The sequence below is a fragment of the Lacinutrix cladophorae genome (genome assembly GCF_053604645.1).
This window is the reverse complement of record NZ_JBSHNR010000121.1, coordinates 368,687-387,859: the sequence shown is the minus strand read 5'-3', so window position 1 is coordinate 387,859 and position 19,173 is coordinate 368,687. Positions and strand designations below refer to the sequence as shown.

Sequence of the window (19,173 nt, the reverse complement as noted above, 5' to 3'; positions counted from 1 at the left end):
TTAACGAATTTGTTTATCTATTTCAGAAATTGTTCGAGATGCTTTTTCATAATCTTGTTCCATTTCCACTTGCGTAATTGGCGTATAACGTGCTAGCTCACAGTTTTGAAGAATACTTACAAATTCGGAAACCGTTGTGTTTTCTACTTCTCTTTCATTTAATGTTTCTGTAATCTTGTCTTTACTAAAATCACTTGTTTCTATTTGTAACTTGGCTTTTAAGTAATTATGTAATGCTTTTTCTAGAGCCACATAAAAAGCTTCTTTTTGCCCAAGTGCTCGTTTTGCTTCGCTTAAATACCTTTTTGCTAATCTATCTGCTTTTCTAATTTTATTACCAGTTACATCTGCAAGGCGTTCATCGCGTTTGTTTCTAAATACAATAGCTAATGGTATTGCTAAAAGAGGTCCTAATAAAGCTGTCCAAAAACCTGTAGTTTTAAAGAAATTTTTCTTTTTTATAGAAACAAAATTAGCGTTGGTTTTAATGAATGCAAATTGATCGTTACTTAAAACGGGCTGTTTGTTGCTACCATTTGCTATAGCATTATTAGCAGACTCGTTGTTTGTAGGCCCTTCTAACACATCGATAACCAATTCGCTTGAGGATAGTGTTTTATAACTTTCTGTTTGTAAATCGAAATAAGAAAAGGAAATACTTGGCAAAGGGTATTTTCCTTTAAATTGCGGAACAACAGTATAGCTCTCACTACGAGTTCCTTGCATACCATTAATGTTTGTTCTTACTTTGTCTTTGTTTTCTGGCTCATAAACCTCTAAGGAACTTGGAAGGCTTAGTTTAGGTAATTCGAATAATTTCAAATTACCATTACCAGAAACGGAAACAGTTGCTTGTAGGGATTCTGAAGCGTTTAATTCGGTTTTAGATGTTGCGACTTTAAAATTAAAATCTCCAACCGCACCAGTAAAGTTTGCTGGTTTATTATTTTCAGGTAACGGTTTTACGTTAATATTTCTACTTCCTGCAGAAATAGATTTATGTGCTTGAGTCATTAAACGCTCACCAAAAATATTACGTCTATTTGTTGGTACATCTACTGTAATGTCTAAACTTAAAGGTTCAATTTCTAATTTCCCAGTTTTTTGTGGATATAGTACTGTTTTACGTAAAACTACATATCTATAATCTTCTCCTTTATAGGTTCCTTTTAATATTTTTAAGCCTTTAATATCTATATTTTGAGACCAAAAATCGTTGTATCTGGGGCTTGATGTTTCTCTCCAATTACTTACTCCTGTATTTGGTGAAACGTATAATTTATAAACAACCGTTATACCTTCGTTTAAATAAGGGCTAGTTTTAGATACCTCAGCAACTAAGTGAATATTGTCGTCTATGTCTATTGCAGGATTATTAGGATCGTTTGGTTTATCTACTGCTTTAGAAACAACCACAGTTATTGGTGTTGTTTTATAGATTTCTCCTTTAATTTCTATTGTTGCCTGATTAATTGTAAATTTACCTTGCTTTTTTGGTGCTAAAAAGTAACTATACGTTTTATTAAAAGACTTTTTTCCATTCACCCATGAATGGCTAACCGATTGGTTTGGTCCTGCAACTACATTAAAATTTTGAAAGCTTGGTGGATTAAAATTATCGCCATCTTCATTCATTTCAAAATCAATACGCAAACGTTCATTAACACCTAGTTTCTTCTTACTAACTTTTGCTTCAAATTTCACTTGTGCTGAAGCAATACTTGTTACAAGTACGATGAATAATATGGTTATGTGTTTAATTGTTTTCATAAGCTCTTTTGTCCTTTGGACATCTTTCCCTAATGGAAAGTAAAGATTTTGTTTTATTTTTTTGTTTATAAATACAAGGCTTTAAAACCCTGTAAGGCAACCAAAAGGTGCTTGGGTTGCAAACATTTTACCAATCTTTTTCGGTTTGTACACGCTCTCCTTTTGCCTTTTGAGCATTCATTTTATCTTGTACTTTTTGTTCTTGATCATTCATTGCTTCTAATAAGTTTTTAACTTGTTGAGGCGATAATTGTCCTGGTTGTGGTTTTGGTTGTTCTTTTTTCTGATCTTCACCTTCTTTCCCTTGATCTTCATTTTCATCTTTAGGATCGCCTTCTTCGTCTTTCTTATCTTCGCCTTCTTTTTTATCTTGATCTCCTTCGTCTTCTGGGTTTTCTTTGTTTTCGTCGTCTTGATCTTTTTGATCTTCCTTGTCTTGCTCTTTATCTTGATCTTCTTTATCCTGCTCTTGGTCTTTTTGATCTTCTTTATTTTCGTCTTGTTTGTCTTCTTGGTCTTGTTGGTCTTGTTGTTGCTCTGCACATTCTTTTGCTAAAGCATAATTATATCGGGTTTCGTTATCTGTAGGGTTATTTCGCAATGCATTTTTAAAGGCTTCTGCCGCTTCTTTGCATTGTTTATCTTCCATTAAAACATTACCAATATTATGGAATGCCCTGTATTTTTCGTCTTTTGTTGTTGCGTATTTAGCAGTTTGTTTTAACCTGTATAAAGCTTCATCAAAAATTCCTTTTTTGTAATATGAGTTGCCTAGATTATAGGCACCCACAGCATAGTTTGGTTGTTCTGATATCGCTTTTCTATATTCCATTTCCGCAGATACATAGTCTTCATTATCTGCTAATATGTTAGCATCATAAACGAAATCATTTGCTTTATTTTGCGCAAGTAATTGTTGTGCTTCTTTTTCATTGTCTTGTGCAAAAGAAGAAATGCTAAAAATTGCGAATATGATTATTACTAAGTGTTTCATTTTAATTTTTACTAAATTATAAAACTACTGGTTTGCTTATAGTTAAAGATTTTATAAAATTATTTAAAGGTTTTCGTTAAATAGGTTTAGTTTTTTTAACCATGCTGTTTTTCGTTCTAATAAAAAGATATCGACTAACAACAAAAATATTGCTAATGCTAAAAACCATTGGAATTGATCTTTAAAATCGGCAAATTCTTTGGCTTCAAATTCTGTTTTATCCATTTTATTTAAAATGTCTCTAATGGTATCTACAACTTCATTGGTGTTTCTACCATTAATATAAACACCGTTTGCCTCAGCTGCAATGCTTTTTAAATTTTCATCGTTTAAACGTGTTATTACAGTTTCTCCTTGTCTGTCTTTTTTATAATTTAAAACAACACCATTTCTTTTAATAGGTATTGGTCCTCCTTTTATATCTCCAACTCCAATAGTGAAAATTCTAATTCCATGTTCTTTCGCTTCTTCGGCTGCTCGAATTGCAGATTCACCAAAATGATCTTCACCATCTGAAATGATTATTAATACTCTATTGGTTTGCTCTTCGTTATCAAAATAGGTTTCGGCTAATTGTATTGCTCCATTTATAGCTGTTCCTTGTGAAGACAGCATATCGGTGTTCATGTTTTGCAAAAACATTTTGGCTGCTGCATAATCTGTGGTGATTGGTAATTGTGGAAATGCTTTTGCTGCGTATGCAATTATACCAACACGATCGCTTGCTAGATTATTTATAATTTGGGTAACTAATTGTTTCGATTTGTCTAACCTGTTTGGCGCAATATCTTCAGCCAACATACTTTTAGAAACATCTACCGCAAATACAATATCTACTCCTTGTCGTTTTACCGTTTCAAGTTTTGTTCCAACTTTTGGATTTACCAAAGCGATTGCTAAACATGCAAATGACAAGCATAATACAATGACTTTTAATATACTTTTAAATACGGATTGGTTTGGGCTTAATTTTTTTAATATTGCTTTATTGGCAAAGTTTTTTTGCGCTTTATGTTTCCAAAATTGAAGCAATAAAAAGAGTAGGATTATTACTGGAATAATCACTAAAACCCAAAACCATATTTTTTCTTCTAGTTGATACATGTTAACTTTCCGCAAAAGCGGAAATCTTTTAATTATTATTAATATTTTTAAAAATCTACAAGGTTTTTAAAATCTTGCAGAAGATTCTATAAACCTATACAAAACTTCTAAAAATGGTGAAACGCAATAACAATTCTATTGCTAATAAAAGTCCTGCCAATAATACTAACGGGCGATATTTTTCTTCGTAATTATAAAACTTAAATTCTTCTATTTCTGTTTTTTCTAGTTTGTTTATTTCGTCATAAATTTCGGCAAGCTTCTTATTATTAGTTGCTCTAAAGTATTTTCCTCCTGTAGCATCTGCGATTTCTTTAAGTAACGTTTCATCAATTTCTACTTGCACTCTTGCGTATTGAAAAGTACCATTAGGATTTACAGCATAAGGAGATAATGCCATACCGTTGGTACCTAAACCTATGGTGTACACTTTAATACCATATTCTACTGCTAATTCGCTAGCAATTTTTGGATCTATAAAACCTGAGTTATTTACACCATCTGTAAGTAAAATTATTACTTTACTTTTAGCCTTGCTGTCTTTTAAACGGTTTACAGATGTTGCTAATCCCATTCCAATTGCAGTTCCTCCTTCAATAATAGTATTGTATTTTATTTCGTTTAAAGAACGTAACACAATGGCTTTATCGCTTGTAATTGGTGTTTTTGTATAGCTTTCTCCTGCGTATTCTACTAGACCAATTCTGTCATTTGGTCGTCCTGCAATAAACTCGGATGCAACATCTTTTAAGGCTTCTAAACGGTTTGGTCTTAAATCTTTTGCTAACATACTTGCCGAAACATCTATTGCCATAACAATATCTATTCCTCGAGTTGTTTTTGTTTTTGTGGAAACATCTACTGTTCTTGGTCTTGCTAACGCTGTTATTAATGCTGCTAGTGCTGCTAAACGTAAAACAAAAAGCAAGTGTCTAAATTTTGGCAACCAAGAATTGGTTATTTTAAAACCTTTTAAACTTGATATTTTTAATTCTGCTGTTTGCTTTTTGTGTTTAAAAATATACCATAGCACAGCCAATGGAAGTAATAAAAACAACCAGAAAAATTCTTTATTTAAAAATTCTATTCCTTCAAACATGGTTTACTTTTCTTCTTGTTCTTTTTTAGCTTTTTCTTCTTTTACTAGTTCTACAGAATTAATTATTCTATCGGCTATTTCTTTAGCATACACATCACCTTTTCTATAAGTAATTGCAATTTCTTGTATTACATTTTCTGCGGTAAAATGAAGTAAGATATATTCGCCGTCATAAAAATTATCTGTATTAGCAACTGGAAGACTAGCAGTTCCTTGTGTTTTTAATCCTTCTGCATTATTAGGAGTAACAAACTTTTCTTTAGTTACTAACATATTAGTAACTCCTTGTTTTTCTAGTTGCTTAATAGCTTGTTCGGACGTCTGATTTAAATCTATTTTTTCCTGACTTTCTTGTTGGTTAAGCTTTAAAGTAGAAAGGATTACACTTAGAGGCTCAGAAACGTTACCAAAACTAAAAACCGTCATTTGTAGTTTGGCTTTTATTTCTTCAGGAATTGGTGGGTTTGCTCTTTTTAAAACTTTTGGTGTAGAGATTGTAATAGGAGGAAAACCATAATCACTAGTTACCCAATTTCCTTCCAGCAACTCTTTACTTTCATGACCAATAATAGTGTCTTTTACATAACCGAATCCGTATTTTAAACCAAAACCAATAAACGTTGCTATACATAACCCAACAACTACAAATATTGTTATTATCGTTTTTTTACGTTTTTGTTTTCTCTCTTTTTCTTCTTGATATTTTTGATCTAGCGCTTTCTCTTCTTCTGTTGGTTCTGGTAAAGCTTCTTTTACCTGATCTATTTCTACATCAATCGTATTTCTATCTAGTTTTGCAAGCTCAATATCTGGAGCAGACTTTGCGAATTTTACTAAATCGGCACGCTTTAAAATCGTTTCAATATTTTTAATATCGTCTTTACTAATATCTATTTGATTTGCATCTTTTAATATGTTTAATCGATCTATTAACTCATCTGTGGTACTTTCTAAAGCACGGTCGTATACTTTTTCGTCTAGATATTTTCTAATAATAAAAGTTAATTCGGAATAGTAATCTTTTAATTCGGCATTTTCTAAATAGCTACTTTCATCTAAGGTTTTTAGTGCTAGTTTTGCTCTATCATAAGGTGGAAGTAATGCTATTTTCTCTTCTTTGGTAAGCGGTTTTTTGCGCCAAATAAACCAGTATAATAAGAAACCTATTAAAGATAAAACCAATAAAGTTAAAAGAACATATTGAAACCATTTACTTGGTGTTTTATCTACTTCAATTATTGGTTTAATATCATACAAGCCTTGTTGTGTAGTATCTACCACAATATTTTTCACTTCCACTTGTAAAGAATCGGTATGAAATACCTTAGTACCAATTACAATTTTTTGTCTTGGAATTGTAAATGCTCCAGAGTCAAATTGCGTTAATCCATATTTTTTAATTAGTTTATATTTTGCGTCTTCTTTTGTGGTGTCTATTGCGTAGGACTCTATTACTTCTAGAGGAAGAAATGATTGTCCTTCAGGAAAAACCACAACATTGGTTGTATCTGTTTCTACTTGTACTTTATAAGTAATTTGTTCTCCTATTTTTATGGAAGTAGAGTCTATAGAAGAGGTTACTTGCGCATGAGAAAGGAAAGAGAATAGAACAAACAATAAAGACATAGCTAATACTCTAGTATGCTTTATTTTATCATTCAAAAATCTAAAATCGTAATTCATAAATCGTTAGTCTTTTTACCCTCTTCTTTTAAAATAACCTAAAAGCTTTTTCACATAACTTTCATCTACTCTACAATCTATGGCACCTGCTCCAGATTTCGCAAAACTATCTGTATAATATGCTACTTTTTCTTGGTAGAATTTAGCGTAATTTTTTCGTACAGATTTAGATTGTGTATTCACTAAAAGTAATTCTCCTGTTTCTTCATCCTGCATTTGCACCATGCCAATATTAGGCATTTCTTCTTCGCGTTTATCAAACACTCTAATTCCTGTGACATCGTGTTTTCCTGCTGCTATCTTTAAAGTATGTTTATAATCGTCTGCAATAAAATCAGAAAGCACAAAAACAATCGCTTTCTTTTTCATTACGTTTCGCATAAACTTTAAAGCTTCTGCAATATTTGTTCCTTTGCTTTTTGGTTTAAACTCTATTAACTCACGAATAATTCGCAAAACATGCGATCTTCCTTTTTTTGGAGGCACATAAAGTTCTACCTCATCCGAGAATAAAATTAATCCTATTTTATCATTATTCTGTGTTGCTGAAAATGCTAATGTTGCTGCTATTTCGGTTACTACTTCATTTTTAAATTGTTCTTCTGTACCAAACAATTCAGATCCTGAAATATCTACCATAAGCATCATAATTAGTTCACGCTCTTCTTCAAAAACTTTTACATGTGGCACAATAGTTCTTGCAGTAACATTCCAATCTATATTACGAACATCGTCTCCATATTGATACTGTCTCACTTCAGAAAAAGTCATACCACGACCTTTAAAGGTAGAATGGTATTCTCCTCCAAAAATATGATCAGACAAACGACGTGTCTTAATCTCAATTTTACGAACTTTTTTTAGTAATTCTTTAGTATCCATCTTTATAAGTATGCCGTGAGCAATCTTCAGTTAGTAGTAATTAAAATTCAGAATTCGAGTAAGTAACTGAATACTGATTTACTAATAACTATTCTATGGCACTTCAATTTCGTTTACAATTTTGCTAATAATATCTTCTGAAGTTATATTTTCTGCTTCTGCTTCGTACGTAATTCCAATTCTATGACGTAATACATCATACACTACAGCACGAACATCTTCTGGTATTACATACCCTCTTCGTTTAATAAATGCATAACATTTTGCAGCTGTTGCAAGGTTTATACTACCACGAGGCGAAGCACCAAAAGAGATTAATGGTTTTAAATCTTCTAATTTATATTTTTCAGGGTAACGCGTCGCAAAGATGATATCTAGAATGTATTTCTCGATTTTTTCATCCATATACACCTCACGAACCGCTTCTTGCGCTTTCAAAATCTGTGCTATTGAAACAACAGGCTTTACTTTGTCCCAAGATCCTTTTAAATTAGCACGCATAATTAGCTGCTCTTCGGCTTGCTTAGGGTAATCTATTACAGTTTTTAGCATAAAACGATCCACTTGTGCTTCAGGTAAAGGATAGGTTCCTTCTTGTTCCACGGGATTCATAGTAGCCATTACCAAAAAAGGTTTGTCTAACTTAAAAGTTTCATCACCAATAGTTACTTGTTTTTCTTGCATTGCTTCTAATAAAGCAGATTGTACTTTTGCTGGAGCTCTGTTAATCTCATCTGCTAGTACAAAATTTGCAAATATTGGTCCCTTTTTAATTTTGAAGTCATTTTCCTTCATGTTATAAATTAAGGTTCCTGTAACATCTGCAGGTAATAAATCTGGAGTAAACTGTATTCTACTAAAGCTTCCGTCTACAGCTTGAGAAAGGGTATTTATTGCTAATGTTTTAGCTAGACCTGGAACTCCCTCTAATAAAATATGTCCTTGCCCTAATAACCCTATGAGTAATCGCTCGACCATTTCTTTTTGACCAACAATTACTTTATTCATTTCTAAAGTTAGCAAATCTACAAAAGCACTCTCTTTTTCAATTTTCTCATTAATTGACTTAATATCAACTGTACTTGTGTCTTCCATCATTTTTAATTTTTAAACGCTCGAATTTAACATTCCTAATTTGGAAGTGCAAATTGTTAAAATTTTTAATGTGTTGCTGTTAATAATTGGTTAAAAAATGTAGTGTTTAATATATGTTTAAGAGTTTTTCTTTTCTATTTTTAATGTTCAAAATAAAAAAATGATACAAAAACCATTTTCAAAAATTATTGCAGGAACCATGACCTGGGGTACATGGGGTAAGCAACTATCTAAAAAAGAGATGATTACATTATTAAATCATTGTCTATCGCAAGGTGTAACCAGTTTTGACCATGCAGATATTTATGGAGGCTATACTACCGAAACTGCTTTTGGTAACGCTTTCGCGGAAAGCAGCATTAACCGTGAAAAAATACAATTAATCACTAAATGTGGTATTCAATATCAAAGTGAAAATAGAAATAATGAAGTAAAACACTACAATTATAGTAAAGATTACATCATTTGGTCTGCGGAAGAATCCTTAAAAAACTTAAAAACAAATTATTTAGACCTTTTATTACTTCACAGGCCAAGCCCTTTAATGCATCCTGACGAAATTACTGAAGCAATTACCATATTAAAAGCACAGGGAAAAGTAAAAGCATTTGGTGTTTCCAACTTTACACCTTCTCAAGTGGACTTAATTTCTAAATATACCGAAGTTTCAGTAAATCAAATTGAATTTTCATTAACACAACACCAAGCAATGCATAATGGGACTTTAGACCAAATGCTATTAGAAAGAATTATACCAATGTCATGGTCACCTTTAGGTGCTGTTTTTAGAGAAGATACGGAACAAACTAGTCGAATACACAAACAACTTGGGTTGTTATTAGAAAAATATGATGCTACCGAAGACCAATTGTTACTTGCTTGGGTTTTAAAACATCCTGCAAAAATCCACCCTGTTATAGGAACCACAAACGAAAAACGAATTGAAAACGCTGTAAAAGCAATTGATATAGATTTACAATTAGAAGATTGGTTTAAAATTCTAGTAGCTTGTCAAGGTCATAAAGTACCTTAATAGTGAATAGTGAATAGTGAAAAATTAAACTATGAATAACAACAAAACAGCCTTAATAACTGGAGCTACAAGCGGAATTGGTAAAGCAACAGCGCATGAATTAGCAAAACACAGTATCAACCTTATACTTTGCGGAAGAAGAAAAGAACGACTAGACACCATACAAAAAGCATTAAGCAAACAAACCAATGTACATACTTTAAGTTTTGATGTTCGTGATAAAGAAGCAACTTTTAACGCTATAAATTTACTACCAGAGGCATTTAAAAACATTGACATTTTAATTAATAACGCTGGAAACGCACATGGTTTAGACCCAATTGAAACAGGAAATCTTGACGATTGGGATGCCATGTTAGATATTAACGTAAAAGGATTACTTTATGTAAGTAAAGCGATTATACCAATGATGACTAAAAGAAATTCTGGGCATATTATTAATATTGGTTCCTCGGCAGGAAAAGAAGTGTACCCAAAAGGAAATGTATATTGTGGCAGTAAACATGCCGTTTTAGCAATTACAGAAGGTATGCGTATAGACCTCAACCAATACGGAATAAAAGTTGGTGCAATTAATCCTGGATTGGTAGAAACCGAATTCTCGCAAGTACGTTTTAAAGGAGATCCCAAAGCAGACACTGTTTATAAGGGCTACAAAGCATTACAACCAGAAGATATTGCAGACATTATTTACTTTGCTATTTCGCGTCCACCACATGTAAATATTGCAGATTTATTAGTGTTTTGTACAGCGCAAGCTAGTAGCACCATTGTGAAAAAGGAAATATGACACTTTGGTTAGAAAAGTATTGGCAGAATTTAGCTTCCAATTACATGGATGTTTTAACGATGAATAGCTATTGGAAAGAAATAGTGATAAATTACAGTGCCAAAAGCAGACATTATCACGACTTAAATCACCTTTATAATATGTTTCTTCAATTGGAAGAAATAAAAAAAGAAATACATGATTTAGATAATCTAAAATTCGCTATTTGGTATCATGACATTATTTATAAATCTTCCAAAAATGACAATGAAGAAAAAAGTGCGATTTTTGCTCAAAAACGTTTAAAAAACATAAATTTTGAAGACAAAAGACTAGAAATCGTTCAAAAATTAATTATTTCAACAAAAAAACATGAGCTTATTTTAACTAACAATAAAGACAATGCATACCTTTTAGATTTAGATTTATCCATTCTAGGTACCGATTGGAAAACGTATCAAATATATATTCAAAACATTAGAAAGGAATATAAAATCTACCCAGGCTTTATGTATAAACCTGGTCGTAAAAAAGTTTTACATCATTTTTTAGAAAGAGAAACGTTATACTTTACAGATACTTTTAAAAACAAGCATGAAGAACAAGCACGATTAAATATAGAAAAAGAAATCAATCTTCTATAAACTAAAAAAGGTTTCCGCTTTTACGGAAAGTAAACATGATTAATAAACGCTTACTTATTAAAAACCTACTAGCTCATAATGATGAGAACAGTTTTTATGATAAAAAGCGAAAAATTAATATTAGTCAAAAAGAAGGAAAAGCCAAGTTTTTAAAACACGTTTGTGCTCTTTCTAATAGCAACCCTAAGAACAATTCGTATATCGTTATTGGTGTAGAAGATGAAGACAATAAGATTATTGGTGTCGACTTTTTTGACGATTCTAAAATTCAAAATTTAATAAATGCCTATCTTACTAATCCACCAATAGTACAATATGAGAATATTCCATTTCCACATTTACCAGACGATAAAGTTGTTGGTTTAGTTACTATACGAGCTATAAATAGCTTAACATCCCTTCGTAAAAATATTTGGAAATATTATGGTGGTGCTGTCTTTTTTAGAGATGGAAGTATGAGTATGCCTAAGGTTTTTAAAAGTGAAATTACAGATGTTAATTCAAAAATTGTTGAAGCTATTGAAAACCACTCACAAAACAACATACAACATACGCTGGATAGCGTTTTTACTTTTTTAAATAAGCGAAAAGATTACAACCCAAAATACAAAGTATTTAAAGAGTATTTTGTGCTTTGTTGGTCTGGACAAAAAAAAATAGTTGGTAAAGAAATTTTTTATTCTAGAGTGGATATAGAAATGGTAAACGAGCAAGTACGCCTGTTTTTTTCCACCTTAGATGAAGTTGCAATTAGCTACAATGAAGACAGCTTTAAAATTATTGAATATGTTAATCTTGGGTTACAAAACACATCTAAATATTATACCTTAGAAGAAACCGTTATTCAGTTTCAAAATAACGCGAACTATACTATTGAAACTAAATTAGTGTTTGAAGCTCCTCAATTTGACAAAAAAGTTTTACATCATATTTACAATGCTAACAATGCCTTATTAGAAAAATTAAAAAAAGGACAATCACTAAATAAAAATGAAGAAGCAGATTTAATGAGTCTTCCTGAAACATACTTAATTTGTTATCTAAATAATTTTCAAGAAGCTTTAAGTAAACTTACCGAAGCAAAACCTTTTTTAAAATCGCACAGTGAAGATGCGTATCTATTTTATAAAGAATCACTACGTATTTTACGAAAAGTAAAATATAGTTAGCTACCAACTATACAAAAAACAGTACCAATTATATATTCTTTACAACTAACGATAAATTTTTAATGCTTTTATGCTTTGATTATCATATATTTACACTGCTATTAATCAACAGAGTAATTTAAATCTTGCTTCTTTCTTTATTTGTTTAAAGATGAAGCAAGTTTTTTTTTATTCATTAAAGTCTTATTTAAATTTATTGGTTTTTAAAATAATGTATTAAAAAGTTAACGAATAATGTTAACCTTTAAATTATTTCAGCATTAAAAGTTAGACAATAAAACCCAATATTATGAAAACTCTAAAACTTATTGCTTTAAGCATTTTATTTTCTTTAACCTTTTTTAGTTGTGATAATGATGACGATAGTAGTAATCTGGAACCTACTACTCAAGAACTATTAGCACACAAATGGTTTATAGTAATAGAAGGAGCTACTCCTTGTACAGCAACTTCTTATTTTGATTTCAATACTGATGGAACATTTGCAACAGATACCTTTTATGAACATAGTGTTTCTGGGGATTGTACTTCAGGAGGTTATTTAGAAGGAACATATAGCCTGTTAGATGATAATGTAACCCTTATTATTAATCTAAGTACTTCAGAAACATTTATCATAGAACTAATTTCTACTACAGACTTAGTAATATCACCACCTGATGAAGATGGCGAACTAGTATTTACTAGATAGAGAATATGTTTAACTTATAGCTTCCTTAGTAAAGCAACTAAGGAAGCTTTTTTTTAAATAAAATCCAGCTGCTCAAAAGATTTATTCAAAATTGTCTTATCGTCTACTTGTAACCATTTTTTTAATATGGTTGCGTAAATAGTTCTAAAATCAATTTCATATTTTATATCTCCATTAGCATCTAAATCACTCAAACTAGCTAAGTCATTATACAGTCCTTGTTTTTTTAAATTATCGCCAATTATAAATACATTGTTTGCAGCACCATGATCTGTACCATTAGAAGAGTTTTGTTGGACTCTTCTACCAAATTCAGTAAAGGTTAAAATCAATGTATCTTTAAAGGTGTTTTGCTGTTTTAAATCTCTTACAAAAGCTTCCATACTTTCAGCATACATCTCTAAAAGCACCTTCTGTTTATTATTTTGATTCGAATGCGTATCAAAGCCTCCCAATGAGGAGTAAAAAACCTTAGTATCCATTCCAGAATTAATAAACTGCGCCATTGTTTTTAACTGATTTGCAAAACCATTATTTGGATAATCATTAGATTTAACTACTTTTTTAGCATTAAAAAAAATGTGTTTTGCAGAAGATTCGGCAGCAATCATTGTTTTATATAAGTAGCCTAAATTATGTTCACTTAAATGTTCATCATTTTGATAACTCAGTATTTTTTTAAAAAAAGGATCTTGAGATGCAGAATATAATCTTGAAGCACTTTTAGTAGCAATACCGCTTATATTTTCACCCTTCATCATTAAAGATAAACTATCATCTATCTCGATAGCATTATAATAATTTTTGCCAAATGCATCTAAATACCTTCCTACCCAGCCACTTTGTATATATTCACTAGAATCACTTGCAGTTTGCCATATATCTGTAGATCTAAAATGAGAACGATTTGGGTTTGGATAGCCCACATTATTAACAATAGCAAGCAATCCTTGGTCATATAATTTTTTTAACGGTGTTAAACTAGGATGCAAACCAATAGTATCATTTAGTTTAATCACTTTATTTTCTTTTATAGAAATCGTGGGCCTCAGTTTATAATACAAATCATTCTTGTAAGGAATTACCGTATTTAAACCATCGTTACCACCAGATAGCTGAATTATCACTAGTTTTTTATAGCCTAAACCTTCAATGGCTATTTTCTCGAAAGCCTTCACAAAGCTAGGAACAAAAAACAATGTACTAGCTAAAGATGAGTTTTTTATAAATTGTCTTCTTTTCATAATTCTTCTTTTACTTTTAGGTCTTCCTGTTATTAATAATCTCTAGCATAATTGGTATTCTGGTAAAGACATCATTTGAATTACAATATCTTTCTTATTATATTTATTTATGCTTTCTAAAAAAATTTCGGTTCCATCATTTAGTGCGCATTGAATTAAATTTTCTTTCATTTGGTTAAATGATATCGTTTCAAAATTTTCTTTGAAATAATTCCAATCTGGAGTAACATCTATTGTTGACTTTGTCTTTGTTTTTTTATAAAGTGTTTTATAAGACTCTGTAAACTCTCCTTTTTCTTTTATGTCTAACACTGTATTTGCTAGTAACAATTGAGGAAGCTTCAATCTAAACATTAAGGAATTGGTATCTATCCAACCTTTTCCACCTTTCCAGCCTGCAACATTTGGAGGGTCAAGCAAAAATTGACCTAACAGTTTTTGAATTTTTAAATAGTCTTTTTTCTCTTTAAACTCCATAGGCACTACCTTATTCATACCAACTAAAAGTTCGATAGGAGATTTTATTTTTGTTCCAATATTTTCATCATTATAGAACCAATTGGAAGTAAAAACATATCGCATTAATGTTTCTATATTATAATCGGGGTAAAAAACAGCAACCATCTCAGAAACATGAGAGTCTACTAATTTATCATTCACAAAATATTTGTATATTTTTTCGCAAATAAATTTGGCACATTGTTCCTGCTCTAAAATAATATCAATTATATCATCACCATAAAATGCCCCTTGCTTATTTAGAAAAGTTTTATTTTTACCATCATGGGCTTTTTCATTAAAAATAAAAGCCCCATCCTTTTCATCATATTTATAACCTGTAAAGGCTCTTGCGCCTTCTTTAATATCTTGTTCACTATAGTTTCCTACTCCAAGAGTAAAAAGCTCTAATAATTCTCTTGAAAAATTTTCATTAGGACTTCTTTTACTATTCTTTCTAGTATCTAGATATTTAATCATTGAGGCTTCTTTTGAAATAACCTTAACGAAATCTCTAAAATTACCCAAAGCATTTTCACGAAGCGCGTTATTATATAGTGTGAGGTGATATATGTTTCTGTCTCTACAAACAAAATGATTTGCCCAAAACAAGGTCATTCTTTCTCTTAAAATTTGATTAGAATAATTTAACCTATCGATCCAAGCATAATTATACTCATTAAATTTTTCACCATTAAGATTTAAAAAAGCTTGTCTTGCCATTTTATCTTCTTTAAAACTTTCAATAGTATAAGTGTCTAATTTTGATGTATCGACAGATAAAGGCTTTGCATTTAATGATTTTTTAAACAAGTCGTTAACTATAAATTGTTTCGACTGTTTTTCTAATTCCATAGATTCTTTAGGCAATACCCCAAAGCCTGCCCTCCAATACAAATGTAATATGTGTTTTTTGTTCATATTTTTAAGATAAATAAAAGCTACTGTTACCCATTAAAGTTATCAAAAATCTAACCAAATTTTTAATAAACATCTTAATTTTATTATAAAAAAAACCGTTTTAGTTTACTAAAACGGTTTTTAATTTGTTTTGTAAAAGGAAAAAATTACTTACCTCCATCTAATTCATCTTGCCAATCAAACAGTTCTTTCCATTTTCCTTGATAAGCTAATAATGCTTGTTTTGGCCAAGTTCCTGGTTTATGTATTTTATACCTTTCTCCTCCAGAGTTTAAAACTTCTTGGCATTTTTCTACACTACAATCTGATAATGCTTGCCATGTTTTCACATCATGATTATGAAAAAGTTCTTTAATTTTTGGACCAATACCTTCTACTACTGTTAAATCATCTTCTTTAATTTTTTTACCAAATACAGCTTTAGCTGCGTCAGCATCAAAAGCGATTTTAGCAACAGAACCGACTCCTGCTCCTGCCGCAAAAGAAGATACCGCAGAACCTAATCCTGAAGACTTACTTGCTTTACAAGCTTCTAAATCTGCTTCTAGTTTTGCTATTCTACTTTTGTAAACATTTAGATCCGTAGAATTATCTTCACTACTTCCTCCAAATAATTTTCCTAGTAAATATCCTAATAAGGCACAAATTGCACCAACTAATAATGGAATTAATATACACCACATATTTTATATTTTTTAAATTTTAATTTAATTAATTGTTACTACTGTTCTTCTATTTTTAGCTCTACCTTCTTCTGTCGCATTATCTGCAATTGGCTCATTAGGGCCTTGAGATAAAGCTTCAATGTTAGTGCTTAAAATACCATTTTGTATTAAATAATCTTTCGCAAAATTAGCTCTATTTTGACCAAGAGTTATATTCTTTGCGGCAACACCAGTATTATCTGTATGCCCAACAACTTGTACTTTGACTCCTAGTTTATCAACACATCTAGAAATAGCTGCAATTTTTTTACGTTGCTCTAATGTTAAGTTTATTTGAGCTTCTCCGGTATTAAAATATAATACTAACGGATTTGCTTTTAAAGAAGCACAATCTGCTTTTAACGCGTCTTCAGCTGAAGTATCCCCTTCTTCTTTTGCAGATATTTTATAATCCACAGGCCCAAAAAAGACTTTGTTTTCGTCTGCAACCATACTGTCTTTTAATTCGCCCTGAGTATCTATTATTTTTGAAGATATTCCTTGTGAAACAAAATAGTTTTTAACTGCATTTGCTCTAGCCAAACCTAAATTGGGATATGCAGAATTGTTAGTTTCGCCATTAGTATAGTATCCCGTAATAGATACTCTTTTTGAAGGGTTTTCGTTAAAATACGTTTTTAGTTGTACAACAGAATTCTTCAAATCTTCTGAAACTGGTTCTAAAATTTTAAAATTAGAATCTTTAAAATTAAAATTGTCATTGCTATTAATAGCATAATTTCCATCCTTTATAGAAAAAGAATTTAGGGTTGTTTTACTTACATTAGGCTTTGCTACTATTGTACTTTCTGTAACTTTTTTGTTCTTGCAACTTTCTTTATTACAACAACCACAACAAAGCCACCAATACAATAAAGTTCCAATAATAATGGTAAGCAAAATACCTAGAAGGTAAGATGTTTTTTTACTCATTTAGTTAGTTTTTATAAGTTAATGATTATCAAGATATTAAATTTTAGATGTAATTTTCATTTTTAAAGTTTAAGTTTCTTTTAATTATCGATTAACTACTTAATTTATACGTTATGAAACAAAAAAAGCCACATCAAATGATGTGGCTTTTTTTAATTAGAATTTATTTGGTCTTACAAATCAAATTTAATTCCTTGAGCTAAAGGCAACTCATCAGAATAATTTATAGTATTCGTTTGTCTTCTCATATATACTTTCCATGCATCAGAACCAGATTCTCTTCCACCTCCAGTTTCTTTTTCTCCACCAAAAGCACCACCAATTTCTGCTCCTGAAGTTCCTATATTCACATTTGCAATTCCGCAATCAGATCCTGCATAGGACAAGAATTTTTCTGCCTCTTTCATTTCGTTTGTCATGATTGCAGAAGATAAGCCTTGTGCAACTCCGTTTTGTTTTGCAATAGCATTTTCTACTTCACCAGTATATTTCATTAAATATAAAATTGGAGCAAAAGTTTCATGTTGTACAATTTCAAAATGATTTTCTGCTTCAATAATTGCTGGTTTTACGTAACAACCAGATTCGTAACCTTCACCAGTTAAAACACCACCTTCAACTAACACATTTCCGCCTTCTGCTTTTGCTTTTGCTATAGCTTCCAAATAAGTATTTACTGCATCTTTATCAATTAATGGTCCAATATGATTTTTTTCATCTAAAGGGTTTCCAATAATTAATTGCCCATACGCACCAACAATGGCGTCACGTACTTTATCATAAACCGATTCATGTATAATTAATCTTCTTGTAGAAGTACAACGTTGACCACAAGTTCCAACAGCTCCAAATACAGCTCCAGGAACCACTACTTTTAAATCGGCTGTTGGTGTAATAATAATTGCATTATTGCCTCCTAATTCTAATAAAGATTTCCCAAAACGTTCTGCAACTGTTGCTCCAACTATTCTTCCCATTCTAGTAGATCCTGTAGCAGACACAAGTGGAATTCTTGAATCTGTTGTCATCATTTCACCTACTTTATAATCTCCATTTATAATACAAGAAATCCCTTCTGGTAAATTGTTATCTTTTAATACTCCAGCTATAATATTCTGACAAGCAATGGTGCATAAAGGTGCTTTTTCTGAACCTTTCCAAACACAAACATCTCCACAAATCCAAGCTAAAGCGGTATTCCATGCCCAAACAGCAACTGGAAAGTTAAATGCAGAGATTATACCTACAACACCAATAGGATGCCATTGCTCACGCATAACGTGTCCTGGCCTTTCTGATGGAATGGTTTGTCCGTTTAATTGTCTAGATAAACCAACTGCAAAATCGCAGATATCAATCATTTCTTGCACCTCACCATAACCTTCTTGCAAAGATTTTCCCATTTCGTAGGAAACAAGTTTTCCTAAAGGCTCTTTCAATTCTCTTAATTTATTTCCAAACTGACGTACGATTTCTCCACGTTGTGGAGCTGGCATATCTCTAAAAGATAAAAATGCCTTGGTAGCAGTTTCCATTACTTTGTCGTAATCTGCTCTTGTCGTTGTTTTTACTTTTCCAATTAATTTTCCATCAACCGGAGAATAAGACGCAATAATTTCTCCATTTGAAAAATTATTAGAACCTGTAGAGGTTCCCTCATTAATTGCGGCAACACCTAATGCTTTTAATGCGTTATCCATTCCGAAATCTGTAGAAATAGCTTCCATATATGTTTGTTTTTTACGAATTATTTAAATTTATTTCAAAGATACTAATTATTTACCTGTTCAACCATCGTTTTATTTCTTAAAAATATTCATTTAAAAAAGCGTAAATACAGGCTTCTTTTTTTAACTTTAAGAACAATTTAACAGCTATTAAAAATCTAAAACGTTTACTGCAAGAGTATTTATATTAACACGAATTATATTACAGCTCTT

Annotated in this window: 17 protein-coding genes; 5 read left to right on the top strand and 12 right to left on the bottom strand. The window is 31.1% G+C overall.

Annotation, left to right across the window (positions count from 1 at the left end):
- From ACVC3Y_RS14765 to ACVC3Y_RS14735, 7 genes are all read right to left on the bottom strand, one after another.
- Positions 1-1,770 (bottom strand): BatD family protein, encoded by a 1,770-nt coding sequence (locus tag ACVC3Y_RS14765; RefSeq protein WP_303421194.1) that lies wholly within the window; start codon positions 1,768-1,770, stop codon positions 1-3.
- A 127-nt stretch (positions 1,771-1,897) separates the two neighbouring features.
- Positions 1,898-2,764, bottom strand: a complete 867-nt coding sequence (locus ACVC3Y_RS14760) for a tetratricopeptide repeat protein (protein ID WP_452227303.1) — start codon at positions 2,762-2,764, stop codon at positions 1,898-1,900.
- 63 nt (positions 2,765-2,827) lie between these two features.
- The gene (locus ACVC3Y_RS14755; RefSeq protein ID WP_303421198.1) at positions 2,828-3,868 is read right to left on the bottom strand and encodes a VWA domain-containing protein; all 1,041 of its coding nucleotides are present in this window, start codon (positions 3,866-3,868) and stop codon (positions 2,828-2,830) included.
- Positions 3,869-3,962: 94 nt separating this feature from the next.
- The gene (locus ACVC3Y_RS14750; protein WP_303421201.1) at positions 3,963-4,967 is read right to left on the bottom strand and encodes a vWA domain-containing protein; all 1,005 of its coding nucleotides are present in this window, start codon (positions 4,965-4,967) and stop codon (positions 3,963-3,965) included.
- 3 nt (positions 4,968-4,970) lie between these two features.
- Positions 4,971-6,650: a BatD family protein gene (locus ACVC3Y_RS14745; RefSeq protein WP_452227302.1), complete on the bottom strand. Its 1,680-nt coding sequence runs from the start codon at positions 6,648-6,650 to the stop codon at positions 4,971-4,973.
- Between the two features lie 15 nt (positions 6,651-6,665).
- Positions 6,666-7,532 (bottom strand): DUF58 domain-containing protein, encoded by an 867-nt coding sequence (locus ACVC3Y_RS14740; RefSeq protein WP_303421206.1) that lies wholly within the window; start codon positions 7,530-7,532, stop codon positions 6,666-6,668.
- A gap of 93 nt (positions 7,533-7,625) precedes the next feature.
- Positions 7,626-8,627, bottom strand: a complete 1,002-nt coding sequence (locus ACVC3Y_RS14735) for an AAA family ATPase (RefSeq protein ID WP_452227555.1) — start codon at positions 8,625-8,627, stop codon at positions 7,626-7,628.
- A 160-nt stretch (positions 8,628-8,787) separates the two neighbouring features.
- On the opposite strand from ACVC3Y_RS14735, the gene ACVC3Y_RS14730 reads away from it, so the two are divergent.
- The 5 genes from ACVC3Y_RS14730 to ACVC3Y_RS14710 all read left to right on the top strand — a co-directional run bounded on the left by ACVC3Y_RS14730 (position 8,788) and on the right by ACVC3Y_RS14710 (position 12,933).
- A complete protein-coding gene (locus ACVC3Y_RS14730; protein WP_452227301.1) occupies positions 8,788-9,660 on the top strand; it encodes an aldo/keto reductase in 873 nt (290 codons plus the stop codon).
- A gap of 31 nt (positions 9,661-9,691) precedes the next feature.
- Positions 9,692-10,450, top strand: coding sequence for an SDR family NAD(P)-dependent oxidoreductase (locus tag ACVC3Y_RS14725; RefSeq protein WP_452227300.1), 759 nt, complete (start codon positions 9,692-9,694; stop codon positions 10,448-10,450).
- Positions 10,447-11,073: an HD domain-containing protein gene (locus tag ACVC3Y_RS14720; protein ID WP_452227299.1), complete on the top strand. Its 627-nt coding sequence runs from the start codon at positions 10,447-10,449 to the stop codon at positions 11,071-11,073. The genes ACVC3Y_RS14725 and ACVC3Y_RS14720 overlap by 4 nt, the downstream gene beginning before the upstream one ends.
- Before the next feature lie 35 nt (positions 11,074-11,108).
- Complete coding sequence (locus ACVC3Y_RS14715; protein ID WP_452227298.1) at positions 11,109-12,242, top strand: DUF5929 domain-containing protein; 1,134 nt, start codon at positions 11,109-11,111, stop codon at positions 12,240-12,242.
- A 289-nt stretch (positions 12,243-12,531) separates the two neighbouring features.
- Positions 12,532-12,933, top strand: coding sequence for a lipocalin-like domain-containing protein (locus tag ACVC3Y_RS14710; protein ID WP_303421215.1), 402 nt, complete (start codon positions 12,532-12,534; stop codon positions 12,931-12,933).
- A 53-nt stretch (positions 12,934-12,986) separates the two neighbouring features.
- Here ACVC3Y_RS14710 and ACVC3Y_RS14705 read toward each other — a convergent pair whose 3' ends face one another.
- The 5 genes from ACVC3Y_RS14705 to amaB all read right to left on the bottom strand — a co-directional run bounded on the left by ACVC3Y_RS14705 (position 12,987) and on the right by amaB (position 18,960).
- Positions 12,987-14,177, bottom strand: coding sequence for a DUF1501 domain-containing protein (locus tag ACVC3Y_RS14705; RefSeq protein ID WP_452227297.1), 1,191 nt, complete (start codon positions 14,175-14,177; stop codon positions 12,987-12,989).
- A gap of 42 nt (positions 14,178-14,219) precedes the next feature.
- Complete coding sequence (locus ACVC3Y_RS14700) at positions 14,220-15,596, bottom strand: DUF1800 domain-containing protein (RefSeq protein WP_452227296.1); 1,377 nt, start codon at positions 15,594-15,596, stop codon at positions 14,220-14,222.
- 146 nt (positions 15,597-15,742) lie between these two features.
- Positions 15,743-16,279, bottom strand: a complete 537-nt coding sequence (locus tag ACVC3Y_RS14695; protein WP_452227295.1) for a hypothetical protein — start codon at positions 16,277-16,279, stop codon at positions 15,743-15,745.
- 24 nt (positions 16,280-16,303) lie between these two features.
- On the bottom strand, positions 16,304-17,233 hold the full coding sequence (locus tag ACVC3Y_RS14690) for an OmpA family protein (protein WP_452227294.1): 930 nt from the start codon (positions 17,231-17,233) through the stop codon (positions 16,304-16,306).
- Between the two features lie 173 nt (positions 17,234-17,406).
- Positions 17,407-18,960, bottom strand: a complete 1,554-nt coding sequence (amaB, locus tag ACVC3Y_RS14685) for an L-piperidine-6-carboxylate dehydrogenase (protein WP_303421224.1) — start codon at positions 18,958-18,960, stop codon at positions 17,407-17,409.
- Positions 18,961-19,173: the final 213 nt, after the last annotated feature.